Origin of the sequence: Pseudophaeobacter sp. C1-32P7 (assembly GCF_041008775.1) — a bacterium.
Classification (GTDB): domain Bacteria; phylum Pseudomonadota; class Alphaproteobacteria; order Rhodobacterales; family Rhodobacteraceae; genus Phycobacter; species Phycobacter gallaeciensis_A.
Genome location: NZ_JAXGFR010000012.1, coordinates 1 through 16,588, shown reverse-complemented (window position 1 = coordinate 16,588; position 16,588 = coordinate 1). Strand labels below are relative to the sequence as shown.

Genomic DNA, 16,588 nt, shown 5'->3' with positions numbered 1-16,588 from the left:
GGTGATCACTGCCCCGGTTTCCGTTTGGTCTGATTATGTCTGTGGGGCCCGTCCAGAGGGGAGGTGTTTAGACCCGGCCGGCTGCTTCAAACCAGGGCAATAACTGAGCGCGCACATGTGTCCAGACCTCTGGCGCCCCCCTGGCCACTTTTACCCCGACGCGCTCTTCCAGCTGGCTGAGGCTGACATCGTATTCCACCCAGCTGCCGCCACCGTTCAATAGGTTCAGAAAGATCGGCTGAACCCGGTCGATGGATTTGGCGTAAATGGCATCCGGACTCTCAGCGGCTTCAAACTCGATCCAGAGCCCGTGAAAGGCGCTGCCTTGCGGATGCGGCAGAAGGTGGAACAGGCGCTCAGCGGCGGCGGCTTCCTTGGCCTCAAGCGCGGCCAGCGCCGCAGGGTCCTGGGTGCCGTGTATTGGAGTGTCCCCGGCGTCGATTTCCACAAGATCATGCAGCAACAGCATCTGCACGATGCGGCCCACATCCACGTCGTGGGCACTGTGCTCGGCCAGGATCCAGCCATAGAGCATGATATGCCAGCTGTGTTCGGCAGAGTTTTCCCGGCGCGATCCATCTCCGAGTTTGGAGGCGCGCAGAACCAGTTTCAGCGCGTCGGCCTGATTGAGGAATTCCAGCCTCTGGGTCAGTGTCGCACAACTCGCTACGCTGCCCTGACCCAAAAGGTTCATCGCGTGATGGTAGGCCTTGGGGAATTGCGTCTCCAGCGCTGCGGCGCGTCCGGTGGACAGGTTTTCCCGGACCACATCAAAATGGAACTCCGGCGCATCCGCACAGTACAGGGTCTGAAAGATCGGCTGACAATGGTCCAGATGCTTGGCGAACCGTGCATCAAGACTTTCGCCTGCCTCGAATTCGCGCCAAAGGTCGAACAGCTCTGCGCCCTGATCCTCTGGGAGCAAGCCAAACAGTCGCTGGGCTGCTGCCAGTTCAGAAACCGCCACGGCCTCCCAGTCGACGTCATCGGTGATCGGATGATCGCCCGCGTCGATTTCCACCAGATCATGCAGCAACAGCATCCGGATGACCCGGTCGATGTTCACATCCGGGTCTGCCAACGGGGCGAGCGCCAGCGCATAAAGTGCGAGGTGCCAGCTGTGTTCGGCCGAGTTTTCCGCGCGCGACCCGTCCAGAATGAGGTTTTGCCGTTCGATCCGGCGTAGCTTCTCTGCTTCGAGGAGAAAGTCGAACTGTCGTTGGAGGCGCATCGTCACGACGCGCCGTCCGTCTTGTTCAGCTGCGCTTCAGCTTCGGCCTGCAGGGCTGCGATTTTCTGGTTCAGGAAATCGCGGGCTTTGCGTTCGGCAAGGCGCACGCGGATCTCGGTCAGAAATGCCTCTTCCAGAGATTGGGACGCCGCGCCCAGAACCTGTCCGACTTCGACATAAAGCCGGTCCTGGCCGATGGCGTCCTGTATCTTCAGCGTATCGATGGCCAGCTTTTGGGCCAGCGTCTCGATCGTGCTCATCAGCGCGTGTTCTCTGTCAGGCGGCGTTTGACGTAGTCGTTCACGTTGGTCATCAGCGTGTCCATGTGCTGATCCTGAAAGAAGTGATCCGCGCCTTCGACCTCGGTATGGGTGATGGTGATACCTTTCTGCTCGTGCAGCTTGTTCACCAGGTTCACCGTGTCTGCGGGCGGCGCCACGCGGTCGGCGGTGCCGTTGATGATCAGACCCGAGGACGGGCAGGGCGCCAGGAACGAGAAGTCATACATATTGGCAGGCGGAGCTACTGAGATGAAGCCAGTGATCTCCGGGCGGCGCATCAGCAGCTGCATTCCGATCCAGGCGCCAAAGGAGAAGCCGGCAACCCAGCAATGCTTGGAGTTGTTGTTCATCGACTGCAGGTAATCCAGCGCCGATGCCGCATCGGACAACTCACCGACGCCTTGGTCGTATTCACCCTGCGACCGGCCAACACCCCGGAAATTGAAGCGCAGCACGGTGAAGCCCATGTTGTAGAAGGCATAGTGCAGGTTATAGACAACCTTGTTGTTCATCGTGCCGCCAAACTGAGGGTGTGGATGCAGGATGATCGCGATCGGTGCGTCTTTTTCTTTTTGGGGGTGATAGCGGCCTTCCAGGCGGCCTTCGGGTCCGGGGAAAATGACCTCAGGCATGGGCAGTACGTTCCTACTCTTGGTATTTCCTTGAATGCCGGACCGGGAAACTTGACGAATTCGGTAAGGCACCTTAGAACTGTTCTAATTGTTGCGGGGGTCTTGGACCTGCGCTGTCAAGATCAGATATGCGTTGATGCGGTTAAGGTCAATGTTTTCGGCATTTACGCGGCTGTTTGGAGTGTCTGGACGATGAAACTATCCACCAAGGGGCGCTATGCCATGGTTGCCCTTGCTGATATAGCCCTGCAACCGGAAGGCACCCTTGTCGTGCTTGGCGATATCTCCAAACGTCAGGATATTTCGCTGCCCTATCTGGAGCAGCTGTTTGTGAAACTCCGCCGGGCCGATCTGGTGGCTTCGGTACGTGGGCCGGGCGGCGGCTATCGTCTGGCGAAACCTGCGTCGGAAATCCGGGTGGTGGATGTGCTGTCGGCCGTCGATGAAACCGTTGATGCGATGCACAAGGGGGCAGGTGCCTCCGGCGCGGCCTCTGGATCGCGGGCGCAGTCGCTGACCAACCGTCTGTGGCAAAGTCTTAGCGCGCAGGTCTATGTGTTCCTGCACCAGACGCGCCTGTCGGATGTGATCGAAAACGAGCTGGCGCCGTGCCCGGCGGTTCCGAACCTTTTTGCGGTGGTCGACGCCGAGGCCGATTGACCCCGGTTCCCGCTAGAGGCAGGGACGGTGCAAGTGCCCTCAGATTGGAAAACATGAGTCTATGAAACGCGTTTATCTGGATCACAATGCCACCACGCCCGTGCGGGCAGAGGCGCGCGATGCGATGATTGCGGCGATGGACCTGTGCGGCAACCCGTCGTCAGTGCATGCCGAAGGGCGCGCGGCGAAATCCCTGATCGAACGCAGCCGCGCGCAGATCGCGGAGGCCTTTGGCGCAGACGGGGCCGATATTGTCTTTACCTCCAGCGCCACCGAGAGCGCAGCGCTGGCTTTGTCTGGGCGGGGTCTGCACGGCGCCCCGGTTGAACACGATGCTGTAAGGGCCTGGACTAACGAGGATCTTTCGGTGTCCCAGCATGGTATCGTCGAGGTGCCCGACCCGGCTGGCTCGACGTTGCAGTTGGCCAATTCGGAAACCGGCGTGGTGCAGAACCTGCCGCAGGGGCTTGCGGTGACGGACGCGACACAGGCCTTTGGCAAGCTGCCGGTGGCCTTTAACTGGCTCGGCGCCGAGATGGCGCTGATTTCGGCGCATAAGCTGGGCGGCCCCAAGGGCTGCGGCGCGCTGGTGCTGAAGCGCGGCACCGATCTGGCGGCGCAGATCAAGGGCGGCGGACAGGAAATGGGCCGCCGCTCGGGCACCGAGAACGTGATTGGGATCGCCGGTTTTGCGGCTGCTGCCACGGCGGCGGCCCGGGATCTAGCCGATGGGGGCTGGGATCGCGTCGCCGAACTTAGAAATATTCTAGAAAATGCCCTTGCGGTCGACGCCCCGGAAACTATTTTTGTCGGGAAAGAGTCGCCCCGCCTGCCCAACACCACTTGTTTCGCCACTCCGGGCTGGAAAGGCGAAACGCAGGTCATGCAAATGGACCTTGACGGTTTCGCCATTAGCGCGGGCAGCGCCTGCTCCAGCGGCAAGGTCCGGGCCAGCGCGGTTCTGACTGCGATGGGATACGATGAGATAACCGCCCAGGGCGCCGTTCGGGTTTCGCTCGGGCTGGAGACAACAGAAGAAGATGTGCTGCGCTTTGCCGAAGCGTGGCTGAAGAAACAAAAGAAACATCGCGCCCGCGCGGCGTGAGTGCAGGAGATGATCATGGCCGCTTTGGACCAGACGCAAGTCAAGGAAGGTGTAGACCAGGAAACCGTGGATGCGGTGGCCGAGGTCAGCACGTATAAATACGGCTGGGAGACCGATATCGAGATGGAATACGCCCCCAAGGGCGTGAACCCCGATATCGTGCGCCTGATCTCTGAAAAGAACGAAGAACCGGAATGGATGACCGAATGGCGTCTGTCCGCCTTTGAACGCTGGGAAAAGATGGATGAGCCGGACTGGGCGATGGTCAGCTACCCGGAAATCGATTTCCAGGATCAATATTACTACGCCCGTCCGAAATCTATGGAAGTGAAGCCGAAGTCGCTGGACGAGGTCGACCCCAAGCTGCTCGCCACTTACGAAAAGCTTGGTATCCCCCTGAAAGAACAGATGATTCTGGCAGGCGTCGAAGGCGCTGAGGATACACCTGCCGAAGGCCGCAAGGTCGCTGTGGACGCGGTGTTCGACTCCGTGTCGGTCGGCACCACCTTCCAGAAGGAGCTTGAAGAGGCGGGTGTCATCTTCTGCTCGATCTCCGAAGCGATCAAGAACCACCCAGAGTTGGTGAAGAAATACCTCGGCTCGGTCGTGCCGGTGTCCGACAACTTCTACGCCACGCTGAACTCGGCCGTGTTTTCGGATGGCTCCTTTGTTTACGTGCCGCCGGGCGTGCGCTGCCCGATGGAACTCTCCACCTATTTCCGCATCAACGCGGAAAACACCGGCCAGTTCGAGCGGACTCTGATCATCGCGGACAAGGGCTCTTACGTCTCTTACCTCGAAGGCTGCACCGCGCCGCAGCGTGACGTGGCCCAGCTGCACGCAGCCGTGGTCGAGATCATCATCGAAGAAGACGCCGAGGTGAAATATTCCACCGTTCAGAACTGGTACCCCGGTGACGAAAACGGCAAGGGCGGCATCTACAACTTTGTCACCAAACGCGCTGATTGCCGCGGTGACCGAGCCAAGGTGATGTGGACCCAGGTGGAAACCGGCTCTGCCGTGACCTGGAAATACCCGTCCTGCATCCTGCGCGGCGACGACAGCCAAGGCGAGTTCTACTCGATCGCCATCGCCAACAACATGCAGCAGGCCGACACCGGCACCAAGATGGTGCACCTGGGCAAGCGCACAAAATCCCGCATCGTGTCCAAGGGGATTTCGGCCGGCAAGGCGCAGAACACCTATCGTGGTCTGGTCTCTATGCACCCTAAAGCCAAGGAAAGCCGCAACTACACCCAGTGTGACAGCTTGCTGATCGGCGACAAGTGCGGCGCCCACACGGTTCCCTACATCGAGGTAAAGAACAATTCCTCGCGGGTGGAGCATGAGGCGACCACATCCAAAGTGGACGATGAACAACTGTTCTACTGCCGTCAGCGTGGCATGGACGAAGAAGAGGCGGTTGCCCTGGTGGTGAACGGCTTCTGCAAGGACGTACTGCAGGCCCTGCCGATGGAATTCGCCATGGAAGCACAGCAGCTGGTTGCGATCAGCCTTGAAGGTTCGGTGGGCTGATACCGATGCGGCGGACGCCTGATCAAAACCTTTCCAGACCGGCTCGGGGCGCGTGGGATCACCACCGTCTCCATCGGCAGGGAACCGGCAGCGCGGCAGTGCTGCTGGCCGGGTTTTGCACGGGCGCCGTTGTGGGCGGCTGGATCACTGATGGGCTTGGCGTTTATGCAGCGGGTGCGGTTGGAGCTCTGGCGTTTTGGTGCGTCGGTTTCTGGATCTCTCGCCGCCGTCAACGCGGCAGGGATGGTCTGAAATGACTGCTGTTCCTTTGCATAACGGGCCTTTGCGGCTGTTCTGGTGGAAAGGTACGCCGAACTTCGGTGATCCCCTGTCGCGCATCGTGACGGCGCATGTCTCGGGACGTGCGGTGCAGCACAGCCGCCCGGCGCAGGCGGATCTGTTTGCGGTGGGGTCGATCCTGCAGATCGTACGCCGGAATTTTTCGGATAAATCCACACCGAAAAACAACGCGCCGTGGATCTGGGGAAGCGGTGTTTTGCACCATATTCCCAATGGGTTCCTTGAGAATGTTCAGGTGGCTTTGCTGCGGGGGCCGGTAACGGCGGCCTTGCTCGGCTTGCAGACCAACCGGTTCGGGGACCCGGGGCTTCTGATCGCGGATGCGCTTGGCGACAAGCCGAAGCGGGGCGACCGTATCGGATTGGTACCGCATCACAGCCAGATCGACGATCCGATGGTCCGGGCCGTTGCGGCCTCCGATCCTGCTTTCGATCTGATCGATCCGCGCGGGGAGCCCGAGGTGGTGTGCCAACAGATCGGCGCCTGCCGCCATGTGTTTGCGTCGTCGCTGCATGGGCTGATCACGGCGGATTCTTACGGCGTGCCCTCTACCTGGGTTTGGCCCGGCGATCAGGGTTATCTGAAATACCACGACTACGCTGCCTCGATCGGGCGGGCGATGATCGCGCCAGAGGCATGGGAAGATATTCCCGGCCTTGCGCGCGGCCTGCACCACGACGACGGGCCGCTGCCCCATGCCGATGGCATCGCTGCGGCTCAGGCTGCGCTTTATGACACATTTCCCGCCGCGTTGCGGAGCCAGCAGGCTCTGGCGGCGGATCCGACAAAGAAAACGAATTCAGGCGCGGCCACGGCCGTGCACTCAGGATAAGAAACGAGGAAATCATGCTGGAAATCAAAAACCTGCAAGTCAAACTTGAAGAAGAGGATAAGCAGATCCTCAAAGGTGTGGACCTGACGGTCGAAGCCGGCAAGGTACACGCGATCATGGGACCTAACGGGTCGGGTAAATCGACCCTGTCCTATGTTCTGTCCGGCAAGGACGGCTATGAGGTAACGGGCGGATCGGCGACGCTTGAGGGTGAAGATCTGCTGGATCTGGAGCCGGAAGAGCGCGCGGCAGCTGGCCTGTTCCTGGCGTTCCAGTATCCGGTCGAAATTCCCGGCGTCGGCAACATGACCTTCCTGCGCACCGCCGTGAACGCGCAGCGCAAAGCGCGCGGCGAGGACGAACTCTCCGCTGCTGATTTCCTGAAAGAAGTCCGCGCCAAGGCGAAGGATCTGAAGATCGACGCCGACATGCTGAAACGTCCGGTCAACGTCGGTTTCTCCGGCGGTGAGAAGAAGCGCAACGAGATCCTGCAGATGGCGATGCTGGGCCCCAAGATGTGCATTCTCGATGAAACTGACTCCGGGCTCGACGTCGACGCGATGAAGTTGGTGGCCGATGGCGTCAACGCGCTGCGTGACGAAGGCCGTGGCTTCCTGGTGATCACCCACTACCAGCGCCTGCTGGATCACATCAAACCGGATGTGGTGCACATCATGGCCAATGGCCGCATCATCAAAACCGGCGGCCCCGAGCTGGCGCTTGAGGTAGAAAACAACGGTTATGCCGACATCCTGGCAGAGGTGGCGTAAATGGCGCTTCCCGAGGTAAAACAAACAGCTACGGATGCGCGGCTCGCCGCGCTGACGCTGCCCGAGGGCGGCTGCCTGGGACCGGCCCGCCGCGCTGCGCTGTCCCGCGTGCAAACGCTGGGTCTGCCCGGTCGCCGCGATGAGTACTGGAAATACACCCGGCCCGAGACGCTGACCTCGGCCGAGGTGACGCCTGCCGCCGTCTTTGACGCGGGCGAGCCGCCGATGTTCGATGAATTCGACAGCCTGAAGGTGGTCTTTGTCGATGGCGTCTTTGACGCCGAGGCCTCAGATGATCTGGCGCTCGAAGGCGTTCAAATCGACCGGATCGCCGATATCTGTGGAAAAGATATCCATTGGGCCAAAGACTTGTACGGTGTTCTTGAGGCACGCGGCCAATCCCCGGTTGCCCGTCCGCTTGCGGCGCTGAATACGGCCTTTGCCCAGGATGGTCTGGCGATCCACGTGACCGGCACACCTTCCAAGCCGATCAACATGGTCTATCGCCACACCGAGACCGGTTCGGATGCAATCCTGCACCACGTCATTCTTGTGGACGCGGGCGCCGAAGCCACGATCCTGGAAAACGGTCCGGCGGCGGCGCGGTTCAACAAATGCATGGAGATTGACATTGCCGACACCGGCAAGCTGCATCTGGTGCGTTCGCAGGGCCGTGATCACGAACGCCGCGCGGCCACGCATCTGTTTGCGCGGCTCGGCACGGAATCGCAGCTCAAGGCCTTTACCCTCACCGTCAACGGCGTGCTGACCCGTAACGAGGCGGTGATCGAGCTGACCGGCGACGATGCGATTGCGCATATCGCGGGCGCCTGCGCCGGTGATGGCGACTTCCATCACGATGACACCGTGTTCATCACCCACGACGCGGTGAATTGCGAAAGCCGTCAGGTCTTCAAGAAGGTTCTGCGCAACGGGGCAACCGGTGTGTTCCAGGGCAAGATCCTGGTCAAGGAAGGTGCGCAGAAAACCGATGGCTACCAGATCAGCCAATCGCTGCTGCTGGATGACGACAGCCAGTTCCTCGCCAAGCCCGAGCTGGAGATCTACGCCGATGACGTGGCCTGCTCGCACGGTTCCACGTCTGGCGCGATTGACGAGGATGCGCTGTTCTATCTGCGTTCGCGTGGGGTGCCGGAAGGTGATGCGACCGACCTGTTGACGCTTGCGTTCCTGGCCGAGGCCGTCGACGAAATCGAGGACGACACGATCGCCGAGGCAATCGTCGCGCGTCTCGAAGGCTGGTTGTCGCGGCGCCGCTGATGGCTGTGACAACTGACATTGTTGCCACATACCGGGGGCCGCGCCGTGTAATTGCGCGGCTCCTGTCTATGGGCCACCGCGAAGACCGGTTGTTGGTCTTTGTGATGTTTGGCTGCGCCATGGCGTTCGTGGCGCAGATGCCCCGGCTTGCGCGTGAGGCGCATCTGACGGGGCAAGAGTTGAACATGCTGCTGGGCGGCGCACTTCTGGGACTGGTCTTCATGGCGCCACTGGCGCTTTATGCCATGTCTTTCGTGCTGCATCTTCTGGCGCGTATGCTGGGCGGGCAGGGTGAGGCTTATCGCTCTCGTCTGGTCCTGTTCTGGACGCTTCTGGCCTCCAGCCCGCTCTTGCTGCTGAACGGATTGGTTGCCGGGTTCATCGGCCCGGGTCCGGCGCTCAACAGTGTTGGTATTTTGTGGCTGGCAGTCGTGTTGTGGTTCTGGCTGTCCGGCATGATCGAAGCCTATTGGACCCGCACATGAACCCGTTCTTGAACCTTGCACTGCTGACCCTGCGCAGCCCGGCCAAGGCGGCCGAGATCGTTCTTGCCCAGCAGTGGCGGGGAGAGGCGGTCTGGACAGGTCTGTTGCTGGTGGCCGTGCTGAACGCGCTGACCCATGCGCTGATGCTGTGGCTGTTTCCGGTGGCGCAGGAACTGGCGTTTCTGAACCTATCACCGACAGCGCTGGTGGGGCTTTCTGCCGGGCTTCTCGTGGTCTTTTCCGTGGCGGTGACCTTTTGTGGTCGACTGATCGGTGGGCAGGGTGGCTTTGCCCAAGTTCTTCCGGTGATGATCTGGCTGCAACTGGTCCGTGTTGGCATTCAGGCCGTGGTGATCGTGGTGACGCTGCTCTCCGCCGGTATCGGCGCGTTGCTGAGCCTGCTGGTTAACGTGTTTTTGATTTACGTGCTCCTGCATTTCGTGAACGAGGCGCATAGGTTCAATTCCCTGTGGCGCGCCTTTGGCGTGCTGGTGATGGCGAGCCTTCTGGCCCTCTTTACTCTGACATTCGTTTTGGGTCTTCTTGGCCCAGCCAAACTGGGACTGCCCGCTTATGTATGACGTCAACACGATCCGATCCGATTTCCCGATCCTGTCCCGGCATGTGAACGGCAAGCCGTTAACCTATCTGGACAACGGTGCCTCGGCGCAGAAGCCGCAGGTGGTGATCGATGCGATTACACGGGCTTACTCGGAAGAATACGCCAATGTTCACAGAGGCTTGCACTTCCTGTCTAACCTGGCGACCGAGAAGTATGAATCCGTGCGGGGTGTCATTTCCCGGTTCCTGAACGCAGGTGATGAGAACACAATCGTGCTGAACTCCGGCACCACCGAAGGGATCAACCTGGTGGCATACAGCTGGGCCATGCCGCGGTTCGAGCCGGGGGACGAGATCGTTCTGTCGGTGATGGAGCATCACGCCAATATCGTGCCCTGGCATTTCCTGCGCGAACGGCAAGGCGCCGTTCTGAAATGGGTGGATACCGCGCCCGACGGCAGCCTTGATCCGCAGGCGGTGATCGATGCCATCGGTCCGAAAACCAAACTGGTTGCCATCACCCAATGTTCGAACGTGTTGGGGACCGTGGTGGATGTAAAGGCGGTGACCGAAGGCGCCCGCGCCAAAGGCGTTCCGGTTTTGGTGGACGGGTCGCAAGGCGCCGTGCACATGCCAGTCGATGTGCAGGATATCGGCTGCGATTTCTATGCCATCACCGGACACAAGCTTTATGGTCCGTCGGGGTCTGGGGCAATCTATATCCGCCCCGAACGGATGGCGGAAATGCGTCCCTTTATTGGTGGGGGTGACATGATCCGCGAAGTCACGCGCGATACGGTCACCTATAACGATCCACCGATGAAGTTCGAGGCCGGCACGCCGGGTATCGTGCAGACCATCGGGTTGGGTGTTGCGCTGGAATACATGATGGGTATCGGCATGGAGAACATCGCCGCCCATGAACGCGATCTGTGCAATTATGCCTCCGAACGCCTGAACGGTCTCAACTGGATCAGTGTTCAGGGGCAAGCACCGGGCAAGGCGGCGATCTTTAGCTTAACCATGAACAATGCCGCGCATCCCCATGACATTTCGACCATTCTCGACAAGAAGGGCGTCGCTGTCCGTGCCGGGCAGCATTGCGCGGCGCCGCTGATGGATCACCTTGGTGTGGCGGCGACCTGCCGTGCCTCCTTTGGGATGTATAACACAAGGGAAGAGGTCGACACGCTGGTCGATGCGCTGGAACTGGCGCACGAATTGTTCTCTTAAAAATTGCATTCCCGGGCCTGAAGGAAGGTCCGGGAATGTTGGCCACCCTATGCCGTCGCGCCGCCCAGCAGATCCATGCGGGGCATCAGATCTAGCAAATGACGCGAATACTCATGCGCGGGGGCTTCGAACAAAGTTTCTGCCTCCGCGATTTCGCAGATCTGGCCGTTCCGCATCACCGCAATCCTGTCGCACATCTGGCGGATCACCGGCAGGTCATGGCTGATGAAAATCATCGTCAGGCCGAGTTCCTCTTGCAAGTCTTTGAGAAGGTTCAGGATTGTTGCCTGCACCGAGACGTCCAGCGCTGAGGTCGGCTCATCACAGATCAGGATCCGTGGTCGTGAGGCCAGCGCCCGGGCGATTGATATACGCTGCCGCTGACCGCCGGAAAACTCATGTGGATAGCGCAGCCCGGCGGCGGCGCCCAGCCCGACATGATCCAGAAGATCGCCAACGACCCTGCGGGTTTCCTTTTCATTGTCGGTCATCCGGTGATAACGGATTGGCTCGGCCACAATATCGAACACCCGCATCCGCGCATTGAGCGAGGAATAGGGGTCCTGGAATATCATTTGCAGCGCCCGGCGGGCCTGCTGCGCCGGGGCGCTGTTGGGGCGCGAGCTGACATCTTGGCCCAGCACCCGAATGGCACCGGAATCCGGGCGATAAAGCCCCGCGATCAGCCGCGCAATGGTTGACTTTCCTGAGCCGGATTCCCCAACGATGCCAAAGGTTTCCCCTTCGGCAACCGAGAATGTCGCCTCATTCACGGCCCTCAGCATGCGCCGGTTCCGTTTGAACAGCGATTTTTGCAGCACGAAAGACAGGTTGAGGTTTTGCACCTCCACGGCGGCGCTTTCCTGACGGTCACTGCGGGCCTGTCCCAGCCAGTGGTTCTGAATGTCGATCCGGCTAAAGGGTTTGGTGTCACCCTCGATGTAATCGACCGAGGTGAACCGCTCCAGCTTGCGGTCGGCGCGCGGAACAGCGGCGATCAGGGACCGGGTGTACTCGTGATTGGGGGCGCCAAGGATCTGCGCGACATCACCGGTCTCCACCACTTCGCCGCGGTACATCACCACGACCCGATCGGCGATATTGGCAATGACACCAATGTCATGGGTTACGATGATGACGCCCAGATTGCGCTCCCGGCAAAGCCGTTTCAGCAGATCAAGGATCTGCGCCTGGATCGAGACATCAAGCGCGGTTGTCGGCTCATCCGCGATGATCAGATCGGGATCGCCGGCAAGGGCAAGGGCAATGACCACCCGCTGACGCATGCCGCCCGAGAACTGGTGCGGATAGGCGCGCAGCCGTGCCTTGGCCTCGGTGATGCCGACCTGTTCCAGCAGTTCCACCGCACGGGCTTCGGCCTTGGCATCCTTCAATCCCGTGGTTTTTTCAATCGTTTCAACCAGCTGCGCGCCGATGGTCATCAGGGGATTGAGCGAGGTTTGCGGATCCTGGAAGATCATCCCGATCCGGTCGCCCCGGATCCGGCGCATCTCGTCCTCGTCGCGCCCACGCAGCTCTTCTCCCTGAAACAGGATCGAGCCGCCTGCAACGCGCCCCGGCGCCTCCAAGAGGTCGATGATGGCATTGCCAATGGTGGATTTACCGGCGCCGGATTCCCCGACCAGACCGACGACTTCGCCCGGCTTCACGGTCAGCGACACATTGCGCGCCGCCTTGACCGTGCCGCGGCGGGTGGGGAACTCGACATCGAGTCCTTCGATTTTCAAAAGTTCAGTCATCTTAGTTTCGGATTGAGGGCATCACGCATCCAGTCGCCAAGCAGGTTCACTGCGAAAACCAGAACGACCAGAGCGATTGCGGGAAAGAAGGTGATCCACCACAGACCGGAGAAGAGGTATTCGTTGCCAACCCGGATCAGGGTGCCAAGCGATGGCGTGGTGGGCGGGATGCCCTGACCGAGGAAAGACAGGGTCGCCTCGGAAATGATCGCTAGGGCAAGGCCAATGGTCGCGATCACCAGAACCGGGCGCAGGGTGTTGGGAAAGATGTGACGGATCATGATCAGCCAGCGGGGCAGGCCGATGATGCGCGCCGCCTGAACGTATTCCTTGTTCGCCTCGACCAATGTGGCGCCGCGGGCGACGCGGGCGAATTGCGGCCAGTCGGTCAGGCCAATGGCGATAATCACCACGTAGATGGCGAATTCGTCGCGCAGCTCCAGCGGCAGTACGGCACGGCCGATGCCGTTGATCAGGATCGCCAGCAGAATGCCCGGGATGGTCAGCTGCACATCGGCGATGCGCATGATCACTGCATCGGTGACGCCGCCGACGTAGCCGGAAATCACCCCCAGCGTGACGCCCAACACCATGCCAAGGCAGACCGCAGCCAGCCCCACGATGATCGACAGGCGCCCACCGTAAAGGATCGTCGACAGCATGTCGCGGCCTTGGTTGTCAGTGCCCAGCAGGTATTGCGGTTGCCCGCCTTCGGCCCAGGCGGGGGGCAGCTTGCCATCCCAAAGCGAGATTTGCGCCGGATCAAAGGGATCAAATGGTGCGAGAACAGGGGCAAAAACGCAGGCCAGGATCATCAGAACCGTGATCACGGCGGCAATCACCGCCCCCGGTGAATGGAAAAAGGACCAGACGATGTCATTGTCCTTGAAACGCTCCCAGCGGGTGGCCGGGCGATCGGTTGGAAGGCTCATCAGGACCCCAGACGGATACGTGGATCGACGACGAAATATAGAATGTCGACGATCAGATTAATCAGGACGAACAGCAGCGCCACGAAGACAAGGTAAGCTGCCATGATCGGCACATCGACGAAATCGACAGCCTGGATGAACATCAGGCCGGTACCGGGCCACTGAAACACGGTTTCCGTGATCACCGAAAAGGCGATCAGCCCGCCGATATTTAGGCCGATGATGGTGATCACCGGAACCAGCGTGTTGCGCAGCGCGTGACGAAAGTTCACCGCCCGTTCAGACAGGCCACGGGCGCGGGCGAACTTGATGAAATCGGTGCGCATGACCTCCATCATCTCGGCCCGCACCAGACGCAGGATCAACGTCAGCTGAAACAGCGACAGGGTAATCGCGGGCAGGACGATGGCGCGCCAGCCATCGCTGGTCAGCAGTGATGTCTTCCACCAGCCAAGGTCCACTGTACCGCTGCGCCCCGAGGACGGCAGCCAGCGCAGATGCACGGCAAAGACATAGATCAGCGCGATGCCAATGATGAAGGTTGGCAGACTGACCCCGATCAGCGATGTCGACAGGATGACCCGGCTGACCCAGGATTTGCGCCGGATACCGGTATAGACACCCAGTGTAATTCCAACCGCCAAGGCTATGATCGCACTGACAAAAACCAGCTCTAGCGTCGCGGGTAACCGCTCCAGGATCAACTCATCCACGGGGCGCTTGATCCGGTAACTGAGCCCGAAATCGCCGCTGAGGATATTCCCCATGAAGCGAGTGTATTGCGTCAGGATGGGGTCATCGAGCCCCAGTTTCTGACGGATTTCGATCCGCTGTTCGCGCGTGGCATCCTGTCCGACCATATTGTTGACCGGATCGCCGACGAAGTTGAACAGGCAAAAACTGATGGCCGAGACGACAGCCATGACAAGCAAGGACTGCGCCAGCCGTTTGAGGATAAAGAATGTCATTGAGCCCCCGGAGCATAGGGGCGGACGCCAGGCCCGCCCCGTGACTCAATTTACTTCATGACCGCGAAACGGGGGCGGAAGGCATCATCCGCCGCGATCGCGATATCGACCTTGTCCGAGATGCCCCATGCCAGAACCTGGTGGTGGATCGGCACATAGGGAATGTCGGCCTTCACCAAATCCCAGGCCTCATCGATCAGCGCGGTGCGCTTGTCGATGTCGATCTCGGTGGTGATCGCATCAGTGATCTCGTTCACCCGAGCGTTGTCATAGCCGGTCGCGTTCCAGGACCCTTCGCCATCCAGCAGGTAGGAAAAGACATAGTGGCTGTCGAGCGTCGGAACACCCCAGCCCAGCATGTAGAAATCCGATTCCCGTTTTTGGATCTTGGGGAAGTGCTGCGCCTTCGGAATCGCGTCGAGGTTCACCTTTACGCCAATCTTGGCCAGCATCGCCACGGCCGCCTGGCAGATCTTCTCGTCGTTGTTATAGCGGTTGTTGGGGCAGTCCAGCTGGATCGAGAAGCCATCGGGATAGCCAGCCTCGGTTAGCAGGGATTTCGCTTTTTCCGGATCAAAGCCGTAGGAAGCGTCGTTGTCCGGCGTATTGCCCAGAACACCCGGCGGGGTGATCATACCGGTCGGGAAGGACAGGCCTTCCATGACGACGCGCTGGATCGCGGCCTTGTCGATGGCCAGGTTAAAGGCTTCGCGTACCCGCTTGTTCTTGAACGGATTTCCATCCACATCCGAGCTGCGCAGCTTGTCGACGCCCTGATCCATGCCGAAGAAGATCGAGCGGATCTGGGCCACGGTTTTGACGCCGAGCCCATCGGCGGCCTCGATACGCTTGAGATCCTGCAAGGGCGGATCCAGCACGAAGTCGACCTCACCCGACAGCAGCGCAGCAACGCGAGTCGCGGCATTGGAAATCGGGCGATATTCGATCTTGTCGATATTGCCGGGGAACATGTCATTGCCCCACCAGGCGGCGTTGCGCTCCAGCACTGTCAGCTCATCCGGGGCGCGGCTGACCAGCGAAAACGGGCCGGTGCCATTGGCATTGCGCACCGCATAGGTCTCTTCTTTGGCCTTGAAATCCTGCGGGGCGGTGACGTTGTTCGCCTCTGACCAGCCCTTGTCCATCATATAGATCGAGGTCAACTGGTTCGGCAGGATCGGGTTCGGGCCATCGGTCATCAGTTTGACGGTGTAATCGTCGATCACCTCGACCGAGGTTACGTTTTTGGCCTGCTCTTTGTAGTCGGAGGCCTCGTGGTTGGCGCGTTCGAAGGAAAACACCACGTCTTCGGCGGTAAAATCCGCGCCATCATGGAACTTCACTCCCTTGCGCAGCTTGAAGGTCCAGCCGTCGGACCCGGCTTCCCAGCTTTCGGCGAGTTCAGGTTGCAGGGTAAGGTCTGCATCGCGGGTAACGAGCGATTCATAGATCTGCCCGTTCATCGCGATTGTGGGGCCTTCGTTTTGCGAATGGGGGTCCATGGTCAGAGCGTCGCCCTGGCTTGTCCAACGCAGGACATTCTCGGCCAGCGCGGGGCTTGCCGCCGTCATCGCCAGAAGCGAGACGGTAACTAGTCTTGTGAATTTCATTTTGATCTCCCTGTTGCATTACCGAACTCCCGACCTGTCCCGGCGGTGAGCTCAAACTGTCATACGTAGCGGTATTCTCCTTTTGGAATGCATTTCGGATCATGTTGGCGGCTAATGCTTCACCGATCAAGCCTGTTGCGTGTTTTGGGCCCAACGCGGCTAGGTTGAGGCGGGAGAGCTCAAACATTGAGCGGTTTATTGTTGAGTGAATACAGAGGCATGCTGTCCATACTTAAGCTGAGGTTGCAAGGTGTTGAGGCGCAGCATTCGTGCGTGATCGACGCCCGGAAAGTAAGCGCCGTCTCAACCCCACATTGCTGCTAATGGCTTCGGCTGCGATGTGATCTCCATCTCATGATGGGGAGTGCGTTTCGCAATGTGCGCTACAAATTCGTTTCTCAAATCTCTGGG

16 protein-coding genes are annotated in these 16,588 nt (G+C 60.0%); 9 read left to right on the top strand and 7 right to left on the bottom strand.

Translation table 11 applies throughout. The features are described 5' to 3' along the window. Nucleotides 1–67: 67 nt before the first annotated feature. From SM763_RS16505 to SM763_RS16495, 3 genes are read right to left on the bottom strand one after another with little or no spacing between them, the layout of a single operon-like run. On the bottom strand, nt 68–1,237 hold the full coding sequence (locus SM763_RS16505) for an HD domain-containing protein (RefSeq protein WP_368999206.1): 1,170 nt from the start codon (nt 1,235–1,237) through the stop codon (nt 68–70). Further along, nucleotides 1,234–1,491 (bottom strand): hypothetical protein, encoded by a 258-nt coding sequence (locus tag SM763_RS16500; RefSeq protein ID WP_274829296.1) that lies wholly within the window; start codon nt 1,489–1,491, stop codon nt 1,234–1,236. Before SM763_RS16500 ends, SM763_RS16505 begins: the two co-directional genes overlap by 4 nt. Further along, nucleotides 1,491–2,144 (bottom strand): alpha/beta hydrolase, encoded by a 654-nt coding sequence (locus SM763_RS16495; RefSeq protein ID WP_065270326.1) that lies wholly within the window; start codon nt 2,142–2,144, stop codon nt 1,491–1,493. The genes SM763_RS16500 and SM763_RS16495 overlap by 1 nt, the downstream gene beginning before the upstream one ends. Before the next feature lie 192 nt (nt 2,145–2,336). Between SM763_RS16495 and iscR the strand changes: the two genes are divergently transcribed. The 9 genes from iscR to SM763_RS16450 all read left to right on the top strand — a co-directional run bounded on the left by iscR (nt 2,337) and on the right by SM763_RS16450 (nt 10,907). Next, a complete protein-coding gene (iscR, locus tag SM763_RS16490) occupies nt 2,337–2,804 on the top strand; it encodes a Fe-S cluster assembly transcriptional regulator IscR (RefSeq protein WP_065270325.1) in 468 nt (155 codons plus the stop codon). A gap of 61 nt (nt 2,805–2,865) precedes the next feature. Further along, nucleotides 2,866–3,909 carry a cysteine desulfurase family protein gene (locus SM763_RS16485; protein ID WP_368999205.1) on the top strand — a complete coding sequence of 348 codons (1,044 nt, stop codon included), beginning with the start codon at nt 2,866–2,868 and terminating at the stop codon, nt 3,907–3,909. Nucleotides 3,910–3,924: 15 nt separating this feature from the next. Further along, nucleotides 3,925–5,445 (top strand): Fe-S cluster assembly protein SufB, encoded by a 1,521-nt coding sequence (sufB, locus tag SM763_RS16480; protein WP_274834179.1) that lies wholly within the window; start codon nt 3,925–3,927, stop codon nt 5,443–5,445. 253 nt (nt 5,446–5,698) lie between these two features. Continuing rightward, complete coding sequence (locus tag SM763_RS16475; RefSeq protein WP_368999204.1) at nt 5,699–6,577, top strand: polysaccharide pyruvyl transferase family protein; 879 nt, start codon at nt 5,699–5,701, stop codon at nt 6,575–6,577. A gap of 14 nt (nt 6,578–6,591) precedes the next feature. Next, the gene (gene sufC, locus SM763_RS16470; protein ID WP_274834176.1) at nt 6,592–7,347 is read left to right on the top strand and encodes a Fe-S cluster assembly ATPase SufC; all 756 of its coding nucleotides are present in this window, start codon (nt 6,592–6,594) and stop codon (nt 7,345–7,347) included. Further along, nucleotides 7,348–8,628 carry a SufB/SufD family protein gene (locus SM763_RS16465; protein WP_368999203.1) on the top strand — a complete coding sequence of 427 codons (1,281 nt, stop codon included), beginning with the start codon at nt 7,348–7,350 and terminating at the stop codon, nt 8,626–8,628. Further along, nucleotides 8,628–9,113, top strand: coding sequence for a YIP1 family protein (locus SM763_RS16460; RefSeq protein WP_274829301.1), 486 nt, complete (start codon nt 8,628–8,630; stop codon nt 9,111–9,113). The genes SM763_RS16465 and SM763_RS16460 overlap by 1 nt, the downstream gene beginning before the upstream one ends. Next, on the top strand, nt 9,110–9,694 hold the full coding sequence (locus tag SM763_RS16455) for a YIP1 family protein (protein ID WP_274829302.1): 585 nt from the start codon (nt 9,110–9,112) through the stop codon (nt 9,692–9,694). Before SM763_RS16460 ends, SM763_RS16455 begins: the two co-directional genes overlap by 4 nt. Continuing rightward, nucleotides 9,687–10,907 carry a cysteine desulfurase gene (locus tag SM763_RS16450; RefSeq protein WP_368999202.1) on the top strand — a complete coding sequence of 407 codons (1,221 nt, stop codon included), beginning with the start codon at nt 9,687–9,689 and terminating at the stop codon, nt 10,905–10,907. Before SM763_RS16455 ends, SM763_RS16450 begins: the two co-directional genes overlap by 8 nt. Nucleotides 10,908–10,954: 47 nt before the next feature. Here SM763_RS16450 and SM763_RS16445 read toward each other — a convergent pair whose 3' ends face one another. Genes SM763_RS16445 through SM763_RS16430 form a run of 4 tightly spaced genes read right to left on the bottom strand, consistent with a single transcriptional unit; the run spans nt 10,955 to nt 16,177 of the window. Further along, a complete protein-coding gene (locus SM763_RS16445; RefSeq protein WP_065270316.1) occupies nt 10,955–12,667 on the bottom strand; it encodes a dipeptide ABC transporter ATP-binding protein in 1,713 nt (570 codons plus the stop codon). After that, on the bottom strand, nt 12,664–13,599 hold the full coding sequence (locus tag SM763_RS16440) for an ABC transporter permease (protein WP_065270315.1): 936 nt from the start codon (nt 13,597–13,599) through the stop codon (nt 12,664–12,666). The genes SM763_RS16445 and SM763_RS16440 overlap by 4 nt, the downstream gene beginning before the upstream one ends. Next, entirely contained in the window at nt 13,599–14,567 is a 969-nt protein-coding gene (locus SM763_RS16435) for an ABC transporter permease (protein ID WP_368999201.1), read from the bottom strand. Before SM763_RS16435 ends, SM763_RS16440 begins: the two co-directional genes overlap by 1 nt. Before the next feature lie 50 nt (nt 14,568–14,617). Beyond that, nucleotides 14,618–16,177, bottom strand: coding sequence for an ABC transporter substrate-binding protein (locus SM763_RS16430; RefSeq protein ID WP_368999200.1), 1,560 nt, complete (start codon nt 16,175–16,177; stop codon nt 14,618–14,620). Between the last annotated feature and the right edge of the window lie 411 nt (nt 16,178–16,588).

Excerpts from the sequence above, each read along its gene's own strand:
- SM763_RS16500 (WP_274829296.1), bottom strand. The coding sequence starts at position 1,491 with ATGAGCACGATCGAGACGCTGGCCCAAAAGCTGGCCATCGATACGCTG.
- SM763_RS16495 (WP_065270326.1), bottom strand. The coding sequence starts at position 2,144 with ATGCCTGAGGTCATTTTCCCCGGACCCGAAGGCCGCCTGGAAGGCCGC.
- iscR (WP_065270325.1), top strand. The coding sequence starts at position 2,337 with ATGAAACTATCCACCAAGGGGCGCTATGCCATGGTTGCCCTTGCTGAT.
- SM763_RS16485 (WP_368999205.1), top strand. The coding sequence starts at position 2,866 with ATGAAACGCGTTTATCTGGATCACAATGCCACCACGCCCGTGCGGGCA.
- sufB (WP_274834179.1), top strand. The coding sequence starts at position 3,925 with ATGGCCGCTTTGGACCAGACGCAAGTCAAGGAAGGTGTAGACCAGGAA.
- SM763_RS16475 (WP_368999204.1), top strand. The coding sequence starts at position 5,699 with ATGACTGCTGTTCCTTTGCATAACGGGCCTTTGCGGCTGTTCTGGTGG.
- sufC (WP_274834176.1), top strand. The coding sequence starts at position 6,592 with ATGCTGGAAATCAAAAACCTGCAAGTCAAACTTGAAGAAGAGGATAAG.
- SM763_RS16465 (WP_368999203.1), top strand. The coding sequence starts at position 7,348 with ATGGCGCTTCCCGAGGTAAAACAAACAGCTACGGATGCGCGGCTCGCC.
- SM763_RS16460 (WP_274829301.1), top strand. The coding sequence starts at position 8,628 with ATGGCTGTGACAACTGACATTGTTGCCACATACCGGGGGCCGCGCCGT.
- SM763_RS16455 (WP_274829302.1), top strand. The coding sequence starts at position 9,110 with ATGAACCCGTTCTTGAACCTTGCACTGCTGACCCTGCGCAGCCCGGCC.
- SM763_RS16450 (WP_368999202.1), top strand. The coding sequence starts at position 9,687 with ATGTATGACGTCAACACGATCCGATCCGATTTCCCGATCCTGTCCCGG.
- SM763_RS16445 (WP_065270316.1), bottom strand. The coding sequence starts at position 12,667 with ATGACTGAACTTTTGAAAATCGAAGGACTCGATGTCGAGTTCCCCACC.
- SM763_RS16440 (WP_065270315.1), bottom strand. The coding sequence starts at position 13,599 with ATGAGCCTTCCAACCGATCGCCCGGCCACCCGCTGGGAGCGTTTCAAG.
- SM763_RS16435 (WP_368999201.1), bottom strand. The coding sequence starts at position 14,567 with ATGACATTCTTTATCCTCAAACGGCTGGCGCAGTCCTTGCTTGTCATG.
- SM763_RS16430 (WP_368999200.1), bottom strand. The coding sequence starts at position 16,177 with ATGAAATTCACAAGACTAGTTACCGTCTCGCTTCTGGCGATGACGGCG.